We start from the raw sequence: 18,337 nt of genomic DNA, 5'->3' as shown, positions 1-18,337 counted from the left end.
GCATGCTGCGAAGTCTGCCAATTGTTACTTAGAAATAAAGTGTTTTAATTTACTTAAAAATGTTGCTGGTTGGATGCTATTTAAGCTTTCCATTTGGTTAAGGTAATAGGATGTTAATTGTCGCAGGGCTTTGGATACGCTAGCTCTTTCATTATATAGAAGATATGGAGTTTGCTTTATAACAGACTGACTGACAACCTTATCTTCAGGAAGGATACCAAGCTTCTTTATTTCAATCTCAAGAAAACGATAGATGACTTGTTTAAAACGCTCCAAAGCCTGTTCTCCGCTTTTTTTTGAATGAGAGCGATTCATGATGACATGAATCGGCATTTTCCCTCCATTTACAATTACATGCTTAATCATACTATATGCATCTGTAATAGAAGTCGGCTCTGGTGTAGTCACAACGATGCATTCATCTGCAGCCAGAATAAAGAACATGCTATCATTTTGGACACCCGCTCCCATATCAAAAATAATAAAGTCATATTGATTCACTAACTTAGTATACTGTTCAATAAAGAAGTTTTTATTTTCTTCATCCATTGAGAAAAATCCTTGTAAACCTGAGCCGCCTGCTATATATGCAAAGTTTTTTGGCCCTACTTCTATAATATCGTGAATGGGAAGTTTTTCTTGAAACATATCGTAAATTGTCTTTTTTGCATGGACACCTAATAATATATCGATATTACCCATTCCTACATCTAAATCAAATAGCAGCACCTTTTTTCCGTTATTAATCAATTCTAAGGAAAAATTAATAGCAAAATTTGACTTTCCAACTCCACCCTTACCACTTATTACACAAAGTGTTTTTGCCTCATTAGAAGATGTGTTTCCATTCATTGCTCTTCTTAAACTAGCTGCTTGGTCATTTAACATAGGAATCACCAACAATAGAATCTGCAATTGCCTGTGGGCTAATGTTCAAAATATCGTTTGGCACATCCTGACCATTTGTCACAAAAGCAATGCCGATTTGCTTTTTCAGAACAATACTTAGCATACTGCCAAACTGGGTTGTTTCGTCCATTTTGGTGAAAATCACCTCTGATAATGGAATCTGATGAAATTGATTAAAGATATCATCTAGATCTTTCGGTTTAGAAGTAAGTGAAAGTACTAAATAGGTTGCAATATCTTGACGAATATCAATATATGATTTTAACTCTTGGATATACTTAGATTCACGGAAATTTCTCCCCGCAGTATCTACTAAAATGACATCATAGTCCTGCAGTTTATTTACGGCTTCTTTGAAATCCTCAACAGTGTATGCCACTTCTAGAGGCACATTTAAGATCCGAGCATAGGTTTTTAATTGTTCTATTGCTGCGATTCGATATGTATCAGAGGTTATAAATGCAATCTTCTTATGTTCCTTTAGCATTAAATTCGATGCCACTTTAGCAATCGTAGTAGTCTTCCCAACTCCAGTAGGACCAACAAATTGAATAATCTTGGCAGTGGAATTCAATGAACCAAAAGGTATATCCTCTAGCAATTCTATAATTACTTCTTTTGTGTCGGTCACTATTTTATCTTTCGAATTAGGAGTTGTATGCTGTGATTCCTTTTCAATAACTTTATCAACGATCTCTTTTGCTAAAGAAGGTTCCACCTCCTGTTCAATAAGATGTGAATAAATCAATTGGTAATCCACAGGATAATCTACGCTGCCTTGCCCTACTTGCATATCTAGTATTTTCTTCACATTTTTTAGTTCTTGTAAAACCTCATGGCTCATATCTGAACTTTTATCGTTACTAATCTTCATTTCAGGTCGCTCTAACTCAACTTGCCTTTCCTTTTTGGCAGGTAATGGATTAGGATCAAGCGCAGCAATAACTTCAATTTTCTTCTTTTTAAAAAAGCCCAGGATTCCGCCTTTCCAGATCTCTTTCGAATTTAAGATAACAGCATTTGGCCCTAGATCCTTTCGAATATCGTTCATTGCTTCAGGCATTGTCTCTGCAATATACTTTTTTATCTTCACGCTACATTCACCACCCCAACGCTCTTCACTTGTACATTTGGCTCCAGTTCATTATAGGATAATACCACAACCTGTGGTAAAAAACGGTCCAGCAGCTGTTTTAGATACATACGAATTGCCGGTGAGCAAAGAAGGATAGGAGTCTCTTCCTGAATAGCCAAGCGCTCTACCTCTTCGTTTATAGAAGAAATAATGTTTTGCTGAGATTCAGGGTTTAAGGATAGATAATTACCATGCTCGGTCTGCTTAATATTCTCTGCAATGACCTTTTCAACTTTTCCAGAGACTGTAATTACGCGCAATGACATATCTTCATCTGCAAATTGTTTCGTAATTTGTGCAGACAAAGCTTGTCTGGCGTATTCTCCTAATAGTTCCGTATCTGTTGTTAGTTTCGAAAAGTCTGCCAACGTCTCAAAAATCACAGGTAGGTTTCTGATTGAAATATTTTCCCTAAGAAGTTTAGATAGAACTTTTTGAATATCTCCAACGGCTAACGGCTCTGGAGTTACTTCCTCGACCAAAATCGGATAATTTTCTTTTAAATGATCGATCAGCTGCTTGGTTTCTTGTCTGCCCAATAATGTATGAGCAAACTTTTTAATCACTTCCGTAATATGCGTGGAAACGACGGAAGGAGGATCCACTACTGTATATCCGGAAAGCTCTGCTTCATCCTTCAGTTCTTCACTAATCCATTTTGCTGGTAACCCAAACGCTGGCTCTCTTGTTTCTATTCCATCTAATTCTTCATCATCTATCCCAGGTGCCATTGCTAAATAATGATCAAGCAGCAATTCACCAGTTGCAACTGGATTTCCTTTTATTTTTAATCGATATTCATTAGGCCCTAACTGAATGTTGTCGCGAATACGAACTACTGGTATGACAATACCAAGTTCTAATGCTAGCTGTCTGCGTATCATAACAATTCGGTCTAGCAGATCGCCACCTTGATTCGCATCTGCTATTGGTATCAAGGCATAGCCAAATTCAAATTCAATAGGATCCATATTTAAGAGATTGATGACATTTTCTGAAGATTTCATTTGCGAGCTATCAGTTTTAACCTCTTCTTCTATATCTGGTAATTCAGGTACTTTGGATTGTCTTTCCAGTAAATATCCACTTAATGCTAAGAATCCAGCAATCACGGTTGTTAGAAGAAAATTAATAGGTGTTAACCCTAGGAAGAAAATAGTGCCTGCTGCAATATATAATAATTTTGGATATCGTAAAAGCTGTTCTGACACTTCTGTTCCAAGGTTGTTTTTACTGCTTGATCTAGTCACAACAATACCAGTAGCAGTAGAAACCAATAAGGCTGGAATTTGACTGACAAGTCCATCCCCTACTGTCAATCTAGTAAAGGTGTTAACTGCTTCCATCAAAGGCATTCCCATTTGAACCATACCAATAATAATTCCAAATAAAATATTAATTAGTACAATAATAATACCGGCAATGGCATCCCCTTTTACAAATTTACTCGCACCATCCATGGCACCATGAAAATCTGCTTCTTGCTCTACTTTTTCACGTCTCGCCTTTGCTTCTTTTTCCGAAATCAGACCTGCATTTAAATCTGCATCAATACTCATTTGCTTACCGGGCATGGCATCCAAGGAAAAACGAGCAGCCACTTCAGAAACACGCTCTGAACCTTTGGTTATAACAATAAAATTTATAATCACCAAAATAATAAATACTACAAAACCAACAAGTGGATTATCTCCAATAACAAACGATCCAAAAGTTTCTACAACGCCCCCTGCTGACCCTTCTGATAAAATGGATCTTGTAGTGGAAACATTGAGCGCTAATCGAAATAATGTCAGGAGTAGTAAAAGCGTTGGAAACACCGCGAACTCTAGTGTATCCTTTGTATTCATCGCAACTAGAATGACAATGAGTGAAAGCGTCATGTTAATCAAGAGCAGTACACTTAAAATGGGGCCTGGTAACGGTACAACTAACATGACAATGATTAATATAACTCCAATTAGAACTGATAAATCTCGTGCTTTCATCAACGTCTCTCCTTAATGCTCTTAACTTTTCGTTTTCTTTTCTATTTGGTAAACATAAGCAAGAATTTCTGCCACAGCCTGATAAAATTCTTCAGGGATGACATCTCCTATTTCTATTGCCTGATATAAGGATCGAGCTAATGGCCGATTCTCCACCATAGCTATATCATTTGTCCTGGCAATCTCTTTTATCTTCATTGCTGTCTGATCTACACCTTTTGCTAGCACATATGGTGCACTTGCTTTGTTTTCATCATATTTTATGGCAATAGCGTAGTGTGTAGGGTTGGTAATAACAACATCTGCTTTCGGCACTTCGCTCATCATTCTTCGTGTTGCCATCTGTCTTTGTCTTTCTTTGATTTTAGACTTTATTAACGGGTCGCCTTCCATGTTCTTATATTCTTCTTTAATATCCTGTTTGGACATTCGCATGTTCTTTTCAAAATCAAACCGTTGATAAGCATAGTCAAGAATAGCCAGAAATAATAATGCAATTGCAGCTGCAATTCCCATCGTCATGGTTACTTTTGAAAAAAAGTCAAGCGCATTCTCTGCAGAATAAAAGGCAGTCATCAACATTTGATCTTTGTATAGCCAAATGATGAAAAAGGTAATCGCTCCTATAATCGTGATTTTCAACATCGATTTTAATAATTCAACTACTGCACGCATGGAAAATATCCGCTTTGCACCTTGAATTGGGTCAATTTTTTTTAAATCCGGTTTTAATGGTTCAGTCGTAAATAAAAACCCAACCTGCATGAGATTCGCTGCTAAACCCGCGAAAATGGCAGCAACTAATATCGGTGCCAGCATAATCGCTACCTCTAGCGAAACACCTGTAAAGACCTGCTCAACCGAAACAGGTGTTACCTCCCAATGAATTAATTCATTAAAAGAGAAGGTGAACATAGTCATCAATTTATCTAAAATATTGCCACCAAATATAATTAACACAATAAAACATAGGAGAAGAAGAAACGCAGAAATAACATCCTGGCTTTTTGCAACTCTTCCCTTTCTCCGTTCATCTCTTCGTTTTTTCGGAGTGGCTTTTTCTGTTTTCTCACCCGCAAAGAACTGTAAATCTAGTTTTAATTGCAAATTATCCACCTCCGAATAATTGCATGAGACCTTGCATTACTTCAAACATTGCATCAAATAACCTACGAGCAAGGTGAATGTATAAGCCCAGGAAAACAATTATTGCCAGAAAGCTAATTAATATCTTTAAAGGAAGACCTACAACAAAAACATTTAGCTGAGGAACAGTTCTCGCAATAATTCCTAAGGCAATATCCACTAAGAATAGGCAGCCAACAATCGGAATAGATATTTGAAAAGCGATTAGAAACATCATATTAAAGCTATAAATGACAAAATCAGCAATAGATTTATCCCCAAACGGTATGAAGCTTTCCAACGGGATAAATTGATAGCTATTAAAGATTCCATCAATGATTAAATGATGACCGTCTACTGATAAAAGAAATAGTAAAGACACAATATATAAAAATTGACCAGTGATTGGACTTTGTGCACCGGTTTGGGGGTCCATAACGTTCGCAATAGCAAATCCCATCTGAAAATCTATAAAACCACCAGCAACCTGAATAGCAGAAACGATTATAAATGCAATCAATCCAATTAATAAGCCGACTAATATTTCCTTTACCAGTAGAAATATGTACAATCCGTCAAATGCAATTGTAGAAGTATCTACTGTATAAATCATAATGAATGCCAAAAAAAAGCTTATTCCAATTTTAAAAGGCAGAGGAATTGTCCGATAAGAAAATAAAGGCATAATAACAAAAAAAGCGAGTACACGAACAAGAATAAGTAAAAAAACTGGAAAACTATTTATATTAATAAGTTCTAGCATTGCTTACCCTACAAACTGATTCAGATTCTGGAAGATATTAGCTGTAAATTCTACCATGGTAGATAACATCCACGGGCCGAAAAAAATTAATCCTACTAATACAGCTATAATTTTGGGCACAAAGGCTAACGTCTGTTCTTGAATTTGCGTTGTTGCCTGGAAAATACTTACTAATAATCCAACAGCGACCGCTAAAATCAATAAAGGACCTGTTGTAAGCAATAGGGTATAAATTGCATCCTGAGCGAATGCTAAAACATTTTCACTGCTCATTTATTAAAGCCTCTCTTCCATTAATCAAAATCCTTGTAATAATGAACTCGTAACTAGATACCAACCGTCAACTAATACAAACAGCAGAATCTTAAATGGTAAGGAAATCATGACTGGAGGAAGCATCATCATCCCCATCGACATTAGAATACTAGCAACTGCCATATCAATTACTAGAAACGGAATAAAGATCATAAATCCCATTTGAAATGCCGTCTTCAGTTCACTTATTGCAAATGCTGGTACTAATGCTGTTAGCGGAACATCTTCAATAGATTCTGGTTTTTCTACTTGTGCATATTCGAGAAACAATGCTAAATCTTTCTGTCTTGTATGCTTTGCCATAAATTCCTTCATCGGTTCACTTGCATGATCATAGGCCTCATCGAGTGTAATCTCCTCAGCAAATAATGGCTCTAAGGCTTCGTCATACACTTCATTAAAGGTTGGTGCCATAATAAAGAATGTTAAAAATAGGGCCAGCCCTATTAAAACCTGGTTTGGGGGCATTTGCTGTGTTGCTAGTGAAGTACGAACAAAAGACAAGACTATAATAATTCTAGTAAAACTAGTCATGAGAATTAAGATTCCTGGAGCTAATGAGAATACGGTTAATAATAGAATTAACTTTACAGAAGTAGCAACATTAGAAGGATCTGAACCAGAAAAAACATCTATAAATTCATTCATCGTTCATCTTCCTCTTTCTCTGGCTGCCATTTCTGTCTTGTTTGTTTTAACTTGTCCAGCTCGCTTGCAAACAATTGCTTAAAATCCCCGTGATTCTTTCCTGCTGATTTCCGATCAATCATCGATAATACAGATTCCTGTAATGTGCCATTTGAATTCTCTTTACTTAACAGTTCATCTATTACTTCACCTTCAGTAACTTCTTGAAGTAACTGAACATTTTCCCCAACGCCTACTAAATATAGCTTCGTTCCAATTCGTACAATTTGAATGGACTTATTCGCTCCAAGTGAAATGCCGCCCATGTTTTCTAATACTTTCGATTGATTTCCTAGTCGATTTCTCTTGCCTAGCAATTTAATTAATATATAAATCAAGGCAAGTACTAATAATAAGGCAAAAAACATCTTTACGAGACTGAAAGCAAGGGAGCCAGAACCCGCATCAGATTTTGATACTGATGCGTCTTGCTCCATATCTTCATTAGGTTTTTCCGTTTCTGCTTGTTCGTTATTATTTACATCCGGATTTGTATCCTCTTCAATCCAATCGATTACATTCCCTTGTGCTGCGATAGCTACTGCAGGATTAGACCATACAATAGCTATTAAACAAATCAATATCCATAAATATCTATGCAATTTACTCACTCGTTCCTTAATTTAACGCCTTTTGAATCGCCTCAATAACACGATCTGCTTGGAAAGGTTTTACAATAAAGTCTTTCGCACCTGCTTGAATTGCATCAATAACCATTGCTTGTTGACCCATTGCAGAACACATGATAATTTTTGCATCTGGATTAACTTGTCTTATTTGTTTTAACGCTGTAATTCCATCCATCTCTGGCATGGTAATATCCATTGTTACAAGATCAGGTTTTAAATCATTATACTTGTCAACAGCCTCTTGGCCGTCCTGCGCTTCGCCAACAACTTCATATCCATTCTTTGTTAAAATATCCTTAATCATCATTCGCATAAATGCTGCATCGTCAACAATTAAAATTCTTTTTCCCATTATTAGTCCTCCTAAAAATACTATTATTTAAGTTTCATAATCCTATCCGTTTTGCTGATAATATCAGTTACACGGACACCAAAGTTTTCTTCAATAACGACCACTTCACCCTCAGCGATTAACTTATTATTCACGAGAATGTCCACAGGTTCACCAGCTAATTTATCTAATTCGATAATAGAGCCTGAAGTGAAATCTAAAATATCTCTAATTGGCTTTTTCGTACGCCCAAGCTCCACCGTAATATTTAGTGGAATATCCAACAACATATCTAAATTACGTTTTTCCTGGCTATTTAATTCCACCTTCTCAAAATTAGAGAAAGATGCTTCTTGCACTTGTGCCTGTCCATTTACATTGTTACCAATATATTGCGGATGTGGCTGTTTAGTTTCTTGATGGTTAACCTCAATTGATTGGTTTTTTATGCTAAGTGGTTGTTCCTCTTCTTTTTCTATTTCGCCAAAAGTAACCATAGGAGCAATTTCCTCCTCCACTCTATCCGCTTCACTCGATCCGTTTAATAGCTGCCCAACTAACTGCTTGGCAAACGTAATCGGCATTAGTTGCATCATATTTGAATCAATAAGGTCACCGACTGTTAATTTGAAAAAGATTTTTACATAAAAATCATCTTCAAAGATGGATTCAATATCAGAATCCTCTTCAATGATAGAAGGCGGAGAGATATCTACCTTTTTTTGGAAAATCGTAGACATACTTGTTGCAGCAGTACCCATCATTTGATTCATCGCTTCTTGTACTGCACTTAAATGGAGGTCATTTAACTCTTCATCTGGAGTAGAGCCATCCCCACCTAACATAATGTCTGCAATAATTGCAGCATCGTTTGCTTTTATGACGAAAACATTTTGGCCTATAAAACCATCAATATAATCCACTTGTACACTTACTGGCTGAAAATTTAATGCATCCTTTAGATCCTTCTTTTCAATCACCGTTACAACAGGTGTAGTTATTTCCACCTTATTGTTTAACAAAGTAGAGAGTGTAGTGGCAGAACTACCAAAGGATATATTGCCTACTTCGCCTAAAGTATCAATTTCAATGCTGGATAATTGAGCTAAATTGGACGTGATCTCGCTTTCTTCGTGTTTTACATCGGTAGAATGGTCATCATCATCTTCACCTGAGCCTATATCCAATAATGCATCAATCTCTGCTTGAGATAGCATTCCATCTTCATTCGTCATTGTCTGTCACCCCTTTTATACCTTCGAGAATTTGTGCAGATATTTTATTTTTATATGTACCAGGTTGAACATGGAATTTGGGTATATCATTAATCAACATGGTTAGTGGTTCATCAATCGATTGATTGAGCCCAATTACGTCCCCATTGTTTAGATCTAAGAACTCCTGTATCGAAATAGAAGACTCGCCTAAAATTGCCTTTATATCTACTTCAGCCCTTGTAAGATGATTTGATAATTTATCGTATGATTCCGGATTTCGTTCCTTTTCCGATGTCTGCATCCAGTAATGTGCAGACAACTTCGTAATAATAGGCTCTAATATAACGTGAGGGATACAAATATTCATCACACCACTTGCCTCCCCTATAGCCGTAGTAAGAGAGACAACAACCACGGTTTCGTTAGGAGAAACCATTTGTATAAATTGCGGGTTTTCCTCAAACTCCTCAAGAATTGGGTCAATGTCCGTTACTGTAGACCAGGCTTCCTTCAAACAGTAAATACCCTTCTCAAAAATCTGCGTTAAAAGTAACTTCTCTATTTCCGTTAAATTATCTGTCTTGTTAATGGTATTTCCTTTTCCACCTAAAATTCGGTCAAGTAATGCATAGGCAATATTGGGATTTACTTCTATAATCATCCTTCCATCCAATGGAGGTACACTATATATATTTAAAACGGTAATTTTCGGTACGGAACGGATAAACTCCTCATAAGGAACTTGGTCTACCGAAGTAACCGAGATATTCACATAAGTACGAAGCTGTGTTGAGAAAAAAGTTGTTAAGAGCCGAGCATAGTTTTCATGGATTCTTGAAATACTTCTAATTTGATCTTTTGAGAAACGTAATGCACGTTTAAAATCATATACTCTTACCTTTTTCTCTTTCTCTTCATTTTTAAGTTCTTCAGCATCCATCTCACCTGATGTAATAGCTGATAAAAGGGCATCTATCTCATTTTGGGATAGTACTTCCTCCATAAAGCCTCACCTCCATCATGGAGTAATTATCGTTATTGAAGTATTTTATTTATTGTATAAACGTCTGTCACAGTTCCTTCTGCCATCAACTCATTCAAGCTGATTTTTACTTTTTCTTCCAAATCACCTAATCCAGATTTGAAATTCTCTTCTTCCATTGTCGCCAATTCCTTAATTAAAATATTTTTTAATTGGAAGTCTCTTTTTGATATCTCTTCTTTCGCTTCCTTGCTGTCCGTTACAATTTGAAACTGAATTCGAACAAAACTACCATCTTTTAAATCAGTTGTTATCTCAGGAGATTCATAGGAATATTCGATGATTTCATCTATTGTCGGCTCTGCATCTGCTTGAAGATTATCTTTATTAATATTAATTAAAACTACAATAGCTGCAATTGCAATAATTAATAATACCGCTAATGAGGTCAACATTGTCTTCACTAATCTACTCAAAATCTAATCACCCATTTCCCTGTGTATACTTTGTAATCCTATCTGCCGGTAATAATTAGTGGTCAACTGGATTACTTCTTTCTCTGGATTCTTTACAACTAATTTCTTTCCGTTGATTAATGTAATAGTAGTATCTGGTAATGATTCTACCTGCTGTATTAAAACGGCATTTAATGTGAAATTCAAACCGTTTAAACGTTTTAATTCAATCATAATTATTGGTGGGAGTACCTGGTTTTGGTACTCCCTACCTCCTTATTATCGTTTTAAGTTTACAAGTTCCTGTAAGATTTCATCAGAAGTAGTAATAATTCTTGTATTCGCCTGAAAACCACGTTGTGCTGTGATCATTTCAGTAAATTCTTCTGCAAGGTCAACGTTGGACATTTCCAATGAGCCGCTAATGATAGACGCTGCTCCTTCTTGTTCTGGAACAACTAAACCAGTAAAACCAGCATTTTCACTATCAAGGTATAAATTCCCACCATCTTTTAACAATCCAGCTGGATTAGAAAAGTTTGCTAATGCTACCTGCCCTGCTATTCTGTTGTTTCCATTTTCATCAATATAATTAACTGTACCGTTCGTTTGTACACTAAAGCTTTGAGCAGTATCAGGTATATTAATAGGAGTTACTAGGCCATAGTCCACTGTATCCACGGGTGGAGTCCCTGTACCTTCATTTACTGCATAACCTATTAGATATAGACCTTGAGGGTTAACAACATTTCCATCTTCATCTAAATAAAAATTCCCCGCTCGAGAATAAGAAATATTCATATCCTCAAAATCTACAACAGTCTGTACTAAATCTCTAGCTAAGACAAACATACCATCTCCTTCAATTGCGAAGTCCAAAGGATTATTAGTTGTTTGTCGAAAACCTTGTGTTTGTATGTTATCAATAGTACCTAACTGTGAACCTAGTCCAACTTGTGATGCGTTAATACCGCCTAGTACTTGTGTATTATTATTTACAACCGGACCTTGAGCGCCTGTCATTGTTTGGCTCATCATCTCTTGAAAAGTAACACGACCTTTTTTAAACCCGGTTGTATTCACATTGGCAATATTATTTCCAATCACATCTAGCTTTGTCTGGAAGTTCTTCATTCCTGATATTCCTGCATACATTGAACGTAACATTTTAAAATTTCTCCCCTCTAAAGTTAAATTGCTGTATCAATCAGTCAACAGCTTGTAATGGCCTCCCTAAGGGTCCAGCCTATTCACTAATTAAAATGGTTCCATTAATATTTGTGAAAATTCTACTTGTTGCTTCCTCTTTATTCATTGCTGTTACAACCGTATTATTCTTTGTGCTAACGACTAATGCTGCATTATTTGTAAGTACTAAGGAGTCGGTTACCCCTTTTCTCTTTGCTTCTTGCATTTTTTCATTAATTAATTTCCACTGCTTATCATTAATCTCGATACTTCTTTCATTTAATCGTTCGCTGGCATGCTTACTAATTTTTAAGGATACTTGTTCATTTAAAATATCTTTAAAGCTACTACTGCTCTTCTCCATCTGCGTTTTCGTATTTAAAGATGGGATATGTAAAGCATGCTGGGACGAAATTTGATGAATCCGATGATCCATATTCTTCACTCCCTTTTTAAGCCCTTAAGCTTTTTCTGGAACACTAACCTTTGTAACAGCATCCGCATATACGGTTTCACCATTCTCTAATTCAAGGATGGCCCATCCTTCTCGTTGGCTCACAGAAAGTACTTTACTAGACTTCTCTCCAGTGTCAGCTTCTGTGCTTTCATAAGTTACTTCTTTCCCGATCATGTGACTGTACTCAATAACTGGAGAAATAAGCTGACTTTCCACCAAAGTATCGATTGAGTTTGACATATTCATAATTTGCTCCACCATTGTAAACGATGTGAGCTGTTCTACCATCGCATTTGTATCCATAGGTTGTGATGGGTCTTGATTTTGTAACTGTGTCATTAAGATTTGTAAAAAACCATCCTTTCCTAAAGTAGGACTAGGGTCTCTTGTCGTTTTCTGATTCGCTAGAAATAATGAAGAATCGATCGTATTCATCGCTTTTCACCTACACTTTCACATTCATTAATAATTCATGAAAGGTGGAATCCTCAGGATTATCCTTCCTATGTTCCTGGTCACTTGACCCATCAGGGTGCTGTTCATGACTCTCTTCATGTTGCTGGTTTTGTCCTCTTTCAGAACTTGCTGCGTGCTGCACATTCCATTCTTGTTTTTCAATTACAACCTGATGTGGAGAAAACATATTCTTTAATTGCTTTATATTTGTCTCAAGCAGTTCTTTAGCAGTCTGAGTTGCAACTAATATTTTAACAGTCATTTCTCCATTGACTTGTGTTAGACGAACCATCATATCCCCTAAATGATTAGGTTGCAAACGAATGGATAATTGATTTGATCCATTTGGTAAAGTTAGAAATTTGCTTTTCTTCATTACTTGCTGAAATTGATCTAACAATTGCTGGCTTGCTGGCTGATTAAGATTTGACTGATTCGTGTAAATAACATATTGCTCAACTCGGGACAAAGGGGTTGAAGTATGTAAATTGGAATGAGCAACATTCACCTTATCAACAAGAAATGAGTCACCTAACGCCTTGTCCAACCACTTCGAAATATCCGTTACCGTTACCTTGGCCTCTGTACTATAAGCTAGTTTTGATGCTACTTTTTCTCTCTTCTCAAAAGATTTTACGAGTCCTTCCCAGACTTTTGATTCTTTTATATTTATAGAATTCATTAATTCTGTAGAAATTCCTGTTCCTGAGTTAGTCTTTAATTGAGACCAAAGCTCTAGTAATTCTAATAATTTTGGTGCAGCTTTATTCATTTCTGCTTTTGATGTGATACCAGATAGTAATTCTTCCATCTTTCTAAAGACCTCAGAAAAATATTTTTCATATTCATTAGTGGTATTAAAAGTTTCTTTATATTTCTGAAGTTCTACTAATGGCTGATACGTCAATACATTATTAGATTTGCTAGAATCCCTTTTAACCAGTTCACTTTGTAACAATTGTTCTTCTGTTGGAGAGGATTCTCTTTCAAAGTTATTTGGTCTATTAACTGTCACTAGATATTTCTGAAACTCCTCTAGTGGCTTCAGCATAAAGACGTCATTAAAATAAAAGTCTAATTTTTTTGCTGAATTCCAATCCTCTTTTATTACTTTTTTTATTTCATCTAGCAAATTCTGCAATTGGAGAGTTTCCTCATTAATAGATGAAACCAATTGAATGTAGTTTTGAAACTCTTCCAAAAGGGTAAACAAGTCACTAACTTCCTGTGCATTTTTTATATCAACTTGTTGATTATTGAGGCTATCTAAAATGTCCTTTAACGCTATTTCTATTCCTTCCAGAGTAAGCTCATCCAAATTCTCTAATAGGCTACCTATCTCATTTAAAATTTCTTCACCATTGATTAGCTCGCTGATTTGTTCTTTTGTTTCTTCTACCAGCGGAGTAATTGCTTGTTTTTTCGTGTCTAATAAGTTCTGAAACGAGTTATCTTGAGCTTCTAGCGGCTTCATTTTTCCTTTTATCACGCCGACTTTCTGTTCGAGTGGCATTATCATTCCAGCAGGTTTCACTTCTGTCACCTCCTTTCAAATAAGGGGGGTTATTCTTTTCCATTTTCCATTAATAACTGTGTAAGTTCGGCAGCAGTCTCTGGATTCATTGCTTCTAAAATAGCTCCACGAACCTCTTCATTTACTGATTGTAGGATCGCTACTGTAGAATCAGCTTCTAAACTTTCAAGAATAAGTGCTGCTTGTTCACTATCCATTTCTTCATATGATTTTGCAACCATACTGATTGCTTGATCGGTACTCTCATTTTCCATTTCTATCTCTTCTTGTTCTAACGCTTCATCGCTTGCATTAGCTTCTAATCTGGTAATCTCTTGCTCTAAATCATTTACTGTTGCTTCTAAATCACTAATCGTCTGATTTAATTGCTCTATTTCTTCTTCTTTTGATTCCATGTTTTGTACATAGTTACTTTTCTCATTTTCCTTGGCTTCCTCTTCTTCTGTCGTAATGACATTAGACAATACTGGAACATTATTACCTTTCTCTTTCGCCCAATTTACTACATCAATACCTGCAATATTCAAAATGGTAATAACCAAAACAAGTACAATAATAATTGGGATGACAATAGCAAAGAGAAACCAAAGTATTGGATTCATTTTCTTCTTTTTATTGTAGTTTTCTTCTACCATGCCCTCACCCGTTTTTATGGCTTAAAAATTGATTAATGGAAAGCTCGTCCATGAATGCTTTCTCTTTTCTCACTTGCTCTTCTATTTCTTCCTTTTTACGTATTTCAATTACCTTTTCATATTTCTTTACTTCTACATGTGCTTCTGTCAATCTGGACTGTTTTTGTTCCATATCCTCTCTTGCTAATTGCACTTGAAACTGTACTAACAAAATTTGCTCCGTTAATTTCTCCTGGTAATCGATAAGCTGTCTCATCTTTTCAATCGGCGTTGTCGATTGGATGTAGTTTTCATATAGGGTTTCAGCCTCTTCTTTTTTCTTTAACAAGTTATACAGCTCTGTTGCCAATGTTTCGAACTTCTCCATAGATAAAGCATAATCTTTCTGTGCAACTTTTTTCTCATTTTCCCTGACATGTAAAACCTTCGTTAACGTCATAGTCCCTGCCATTACTGGATGCCTCCATAAATCATTGTTTTCATCATCTCAACAGACTCATCTAATGTCCTATACTCCAATACATCCTGTTTTAAAAAGGCTTGGATTTTCGGATAAAACGAAATTGCTCGGTCAATTTCCTGATTAGTCCCTCGTTTGTAAGCACCTATGTTAATTAATTCACGATTATCCTCGTAAACGGCCATTAAAGATCGAATCTGCGCTGAAAGTTCCTGGTGTTCCTTACTTATAACTTGATTCATAACCCTACTAACCGATTTAAGCACATTAATAGCTGGATAATGCCCACGTTCTGCAATATTACGATCCATTACAAAATGGCCATCTAATATTCCTCGAACGGCATCTGCAATCGGCTCATTCATGTCATCTCCATCCACTAATACAGTATAAAAAGCAGTAATGGTCCCGGAGTTATTCGTTCCAGTGCGTTCTAAAAGCTTCGGCAAAATGGAGAAGACAGAAGGTGTGTAACCTTTTGTTGTTGGTGGTTCACCAATAGCGAGACCAATTTCGCGTTGTGCCATAGCAACTCGGGTCACGGAATCCATCATAAGATTTACGTTATACCCTAAATCCCGAAAGTATTCTGCAATTGCCGTTGCTGTGTATGCACCTTTTATACGCATTAAGGCAGGTTGATCTGAAGTTGCGACAACGACAACCGATTTCTTCAACCCTTCTTCACCAAGATCCTTCTCTATAAATTCTCTTACCTCGCGTCCTCTTTCTCCAATCAGAGCAATCACATTGATGTCTGCATCACTATTTCTCGCAATCATTCCCAGTAGCGTACTTTTTCCAACACCACTACCAGCAAATAGTCCAACACGCTGTCCCTTCCCTACTGTAAGCATGGAATCTATTGCTTTAACCCCTACTTGAATTGCTTCTGATATAGGAGGGCGTAACATAGGGTTAGGTGGAGCTTGTTCAGTTACATAGTTTGTTAAACCTTTAGGAAGAGCAGACTGATCTAATGGGATGCCAAGTGGATCTACTACATTTCCAATTAAGCCTCTGCCTGTTTTAATGGTTAGAGGCTTACCTGTTGATTCTACAAGACAGCCTGGACCAATTTCATTCACTTCTGCATAAGGCATAAGAATAATCTTTTCATTATTAAACCCTACTACTTCAGATAAAATAGGTGCTTTTTCTTTATTGGCAGAGTGAATGAAACATACTTCGCCAATATTTGCTTGAGGGCCCTTTGATTCGATCATCAGCCCTACAACTCGAAGCACTTTCCCATAATATTTATATGTATCAGCTTGTTGAATTGCGGTGTAATAATGCTGTAAATTCATCATCATTTCTCCTGTTGAAACTCTAATAGAATAGAACGAATCTGATTTAGTTGTGTATCAACACTTGCATCGATTTGTCCAAATGGATGAGCAATGATACATTTATTTTCTGTAAGGTCCTCTTTTAAATAGATGGAAAGCTTTGTATCATTTTCTAAAATAGATTGCAATTCCTCTTTATAATCCATAACTAATTGAAAATTATCAGGACTTAAATAAATAGTAACTTCTGCCTGTTCTTTAATTTCCTTAATTGCAGCTTTCACGATTGGTAAAAACGCTTCAGGCTTCTCCGTAATATGTGACTTAAGAATCTTCTCAGCTGTAACCACAGCTAGTTCAGCAATGGTTTCTTCACTTTTTTCCAGCATCGCATGATAATCTTCTTTAACTGCTGTGACAATATCATTCGCTTGAGTGATTAATGCTTGGTATTGCTGCAAACCATCTTCTTCACCTACTGAGAAACCCGCAGTGTACCCCTCGTTTTGAGCTTGTTCTATCCATTTATCCCGTTCTTTATCCCAGTTATCTCGTGCTGTTTGAATATCAAGAAGTATCGATTCTTTTTGTCTTTCTTGATCCTTAATCAAAGAATCTAATTCTTTCTTTGCTAAAGAGATTTTTCTTTGAATGGAATCATATTCATTCTCTAAGTCTGGCGTTAATTGTTTCTCTTCCTGTTTAAAGAACTCTACTGGCTTTATTTTAATGACTCTTTTATCTTGAATAGGTATATTCTCCATATTAGACAATGATATCGTCTCCTCCGCCACGAGCAATTACGATTTCTCCAATGTCCTCTAATCTTCGAATAATAGAAACGATTCGAGTCTGTGCTTCTTCCACATCTACAAGTCGTACCGGACCCATATATTCCATTTCTTCTCTAAAGGTCTCAGCCATACGCTGAGACATATTTGAAAAGATAACTTCTTTTACTTCATCACTTGCAACTTTTAATGCTAAACGTAAATCATCATTTTCCACTTCACGAATAACACGTTGGATTGCTCGATTGTCAAGTATAACAATATCTTCAAATACAAACATACGTTTTTTGATCTCATCTGCCAGTTCTGGATCTTGTATCTCAAGTTCATCTAAGATGGTTCGTTCTGTACTTCTATCTACACCATTTAGCACCTCTACAACTGCTTGTATTCCACCAGTTTGTGTGTAATCTTCTGTGATTGATGTAGAGAGATTTCTTTCTAATATTTGCTCTACTTGACTAATAATCTCTGGTGAAGTTGAATCCATAGTCGCGATCCGTTTTGCTACATCTGCTTGCATTTCCTGTGGAAGCGCAGATAGTATTTGTCCAGCTTGCTCTGGATCAAGATATGACAAGACAAGTGCAATGGTTTGTGGATGCTCATTTTGAATAAAGTTCAATAGCTGTTGTGGTTCTGCTTTTCTAGCAAAGTCAAAAGGTCTGACTTGCAAGGATGATGTTAAACGATTAATTATATTAGATGCCTCTTGTTTACCAAATGCTTTTTCCAAAACTGTCTTTGCATATCCTATTCCACCTTGGGATATATAGTCTTGAGCTATTAATATATTGTGAAACTGTTCTACCACATCTTCTTTTAAATTAGAATCTACTTTCTTTACAGATGAAATTTCAAGACTTAGCTTTTCAATTTCCTCCTCTGTTAGGTGCTTATACACTTGAGCAGAAACATCTGGACCAAGAGAGATTAAAAGGATCGCAGCCTTTTGTTTACCTGTCAATGCACCCTTTTGCCTAGCCAT

Annotated in this window: 22 protein-coding genes; all 22 read right to left on the bottom strand. The window is 36.3% G+C overall.

Features of this window, described 5'->3' with window-relative positions; all coding sequences use genetic code 11:
- Positions 1–24: 24 nt before the first annotated feature.
- Complete coding sequence (locus tag D8M04_RS10790) at positions 25–888, bottom strand: MinD/ParA family protein (RefSeq protein WP_121522920.1); 864 nt, start codon at positions 886–888, stop codon at positions 25–27.
- Entirely contained in the window at positions 878–2,002 is a 1,125-nt protein-coding gene (flhF, locus tag D8M04_RS10785) for a flagellar biosynthesis GTPase FlhF (protein ID WP_121522919.1), read from the bottom strand. The genes D8M04_RS10790 and flhF overlap by 11 nt, the downstream gene beginning before the upstream one ends.
- Complete coding sequence (flhA, locus tag D8M04_RS10780) at positions 1,999–4,032, bottom strand: flagellar biosynthesis protein FlhA (RefSeq protein ID WP_121522918.1); 2,034 nt, start codon at positions 4,030–4,032, stop codon at positions 1,999–2,001. The genes flhF and flhA overlap by 4 nt, the downstream gene beginning before the upstream one ends.
- A 21-nt stretch (positions 4,033–4,053) precedes the next feature.
- A complete protein-coding gene (gene flhB, locus D8M04_RS10775) occupies positions 4,054–5,139 on the bottom strand; it encodes a flagellar biosynthesis protein FlhB (RefSeq protein ID WP_121522917.1) in 1,086 nt (361 codons plus the stop codon).
- A 1-nt stretch (position 5,140) separates the two neighbouring features.
- On the bottom strand, positions 5,141–5,920 hold the full coding sequence (gene fliR, locus D8M04_RS10770; RefSeq protein ID WP_121522916.1) for a flagellar biosynthetic protein FliR: 780 nt from the start codon (positions 5,918–5,920) through the stop codon (positions 5,141–5,143).
- 3 nt (positions 5,921–5,923) lie between these two features.
- Positions 5,924–6,193: a flagellar biosynthesis protein FliQ gene (fliQ, locus tag D8M04_RS10765; RefSeq protein ID WP_121522915.1), complete on the bottom strand. Its 270-nt coding sequence runs from the start codon at positions 6,191–6,193 to the stop codon at positions 5,924–5,926.
- A gap of 24 nt (positions 6,194–6,217) precedes the next feature.
- Positions 6,218–6,883, bottom strand: coding sequence for a flagellar type III secretion system pore protein FliP (fliP, locus tag D8M04_RS10760; RefSeq protein ID WP_121522914.1), 666 nt, complete (start codon positions 6,881–6,883; stop codon positions 6,218–6,220).
- Positions 6,880–7,524 (bottom strand): flagellar biosynthetic protein FliO, encoded by a 645-nt coding sequence (locus D8M04_RS10755; RefSeq protein WP_246001180.1) that lies wholly within the window; start codon positions 7,522–7,524, stop codon positions 6,880–6,882. The genes fliP and D8M04_RS10755 overlap by 4 nt, the downstream gene beginning before the upstream one ends.
- Positions 7,525–7,540: 16 nt before the next feature.
- Entirely contained in the window at positions 7,541–7,903 is a 363-nt protein-coding gene (locus tag D8M04_RS10750) for a response regulator (RefSeq protein ID WP_121522913.1), read from the bottom strand.
- Positions 7,904–7,926: 23 nt separating this feature from the next.
- The gene (gene fliY / locus D8M04_RS10745; RefSeq protein ID WP_121522912.1) at positions 7,927–9,117 is read right to left on the bottom strand and encodes a flagellar motor switch phosphatase FliY; all 1,191 of its coding nucleotides are present in this window, start codon (positions 9,115–9,117) and stop codon (positions 7,927–7,929) included.
- Positions 9,107–10,102 (bottom strand): flagellar motor switch protein FliM, encoded by a 996-nt coding sequence (gene fliM, locus D8M04_RS10740; RefSeq protein ID WP_121522911.1) that lies wholly within the window; start codon positions 10,100–10,102, stop codon positions 9,107–9,109. The genes fliY and fliM overlap by 11 nt, the downstream gene beginning before the upstream one ends.
- A 32-nt stretch (positions 10,103–10,134) precedes the next feature.
- Positions 10,135–10,557 (bottom strand): flagellar basal body-associated protein FliL, encoded by a 423-nt coding sequence (fliL, locus tag D8M04_RS10735; protein WP_121522910.1) that lies wholly within the window; start codon positions 10,555–10,557, stop codon positions 10,135–10,137.
- A gap of 3 nt (positions 10,558–10,560) precedes the next feature.
- Positions 10,561–10,770, bottom strand: coding sequence for a flagellar FlbD family protein (locus tag D8M04_RS10730; RefSeq protein ID WP_121522909.1), 210 nt, complete (start codon positions 10,768–10,770; stop codon positions 10,561–10,563).
- Positions 10,771–10,815: 45 nt separating this feature from the next.
- Positions 10,816–11,703 carry a flagellar basal body rod protein FlgG gene (flgG, locus tag D8M04_RS10725; RefSeq protein ID WP_121522908.1) on the bottom strand — a complete coding sequence of 296 codons (888 nt, stop codon included), beginning with the start codon at positions 11,701–11,703 and terminating at the stop codon, positions 10,816–10,818.
- Between the two features lie 79 nt (positions 11,704–11,782).
- On the bottom strand, positions 11,783–12,160 hold the full coding sequence (locus D8M04_RS10720; RefSeq protein WP_121522907.1) for a TIGR02530 family flagellar biosynthesis protein: 378 nt from the start codon (positions 12,158–12,160) through the stop codon (positions 11,783–11,785).
- A gap of 24 nt (positions 12,161–12,184) precedes the next feature.
- A complete protein-coding gene (flgD, locus tag D8M04_RS10715) occupies positions 12,185–12,616 on the bottom strand; it encodes a flagellar hook assembly protein FlgD (RefSeq protein WP_121522906.1) in 432 nt (143 codons plus the stop codon).
- Positions 12,617–12,626: 10 nt separating this feature from the next.
- Entirely contained in the window at positions 12,627–14,171 is a 1,545-nt protein-coding gene (locus D8M04_RS10710) for a flagellar hook-length control protein FliK (RefSeq protein WP_121522905.1), read from the bottom strand.
- 29 nt (positions 14,172–14,200) lie between these two features.
- The gene (locus tag D8M04_RS10705) at positions 14,201–14,806 is read right to left on the bottom strand and encodes a MotE family protein (RefSeq protein ID WP_121522904.1); all 606 of its coding nucleotides are present in this window, start codon (positions 14,804–14,806) and stop codon (positions 14,201–14,203) included.
- A 4-nt stretch (positions 14,807–14,810) separates the two neighbouring features.
- Positions 14,811–15,257: a flagellar export protein FliJ gene (gene fliJ / locus D8M04_RS10700; protein ID WP_121522903.1), complete on the bottom strand. Its 447-nt coding sequence runs from the start codon at positions 15,255–15,257 to the stop codon at positions 14,811–14,813.
- Positions 15,257–16,576, bottom strand: a complete 1,320-nt coding sequence (fliI, locus tag D8M04_RS10695) for a flagellar protein export ATPase FliI (RefSeq protein ID WP_121522902.1) — start codon at positions 16,574–16,576, stop codon at positions 15,257–15,259. The genes fliJ and fliI overlap by 1 nt, the downstream gene beginning before the upstream one ends.
- 2 nt (positions 16,577–16,578) lie before the next feature.
- Positions 16,579–17,322: a flagellar assembly protein FliH gene (fliH, locus tag D8M04_RS10690; protein WP_246001208.1), complete on the bottom strand. Its 744-nt coding sequence runs from the start codon at positions 17,320–17,322 to the stop codon at positions 16,579–16,581.
- Position 17,323: 1 nt separating this feature from the next.
- Positions 17,324–18,337, bottom strand: a complete 1,014-nt coding sequence (fliG, locus tag D8M04_RS10685; protein WP_121522900.1) for a flagellar motor switch protein FliG — start codon at positions 18,335–18,337, stop codon at positions 17,324–17,326.

This window comes from Oceanobacillus piezotolerans (genome assembly GCF_003665065.1).
GTDB lineage: Bacteria > Bacillota > Bacilli > Bacillales > Amphibacillaceae > Oceanobacillus > Oceanobacillus piezotolerans.
The sequence above is the reverse complement of the archived record's forward strand: the minus strand, read 5'-3'. Positions and strand labels throughout refer to the sequence as shown.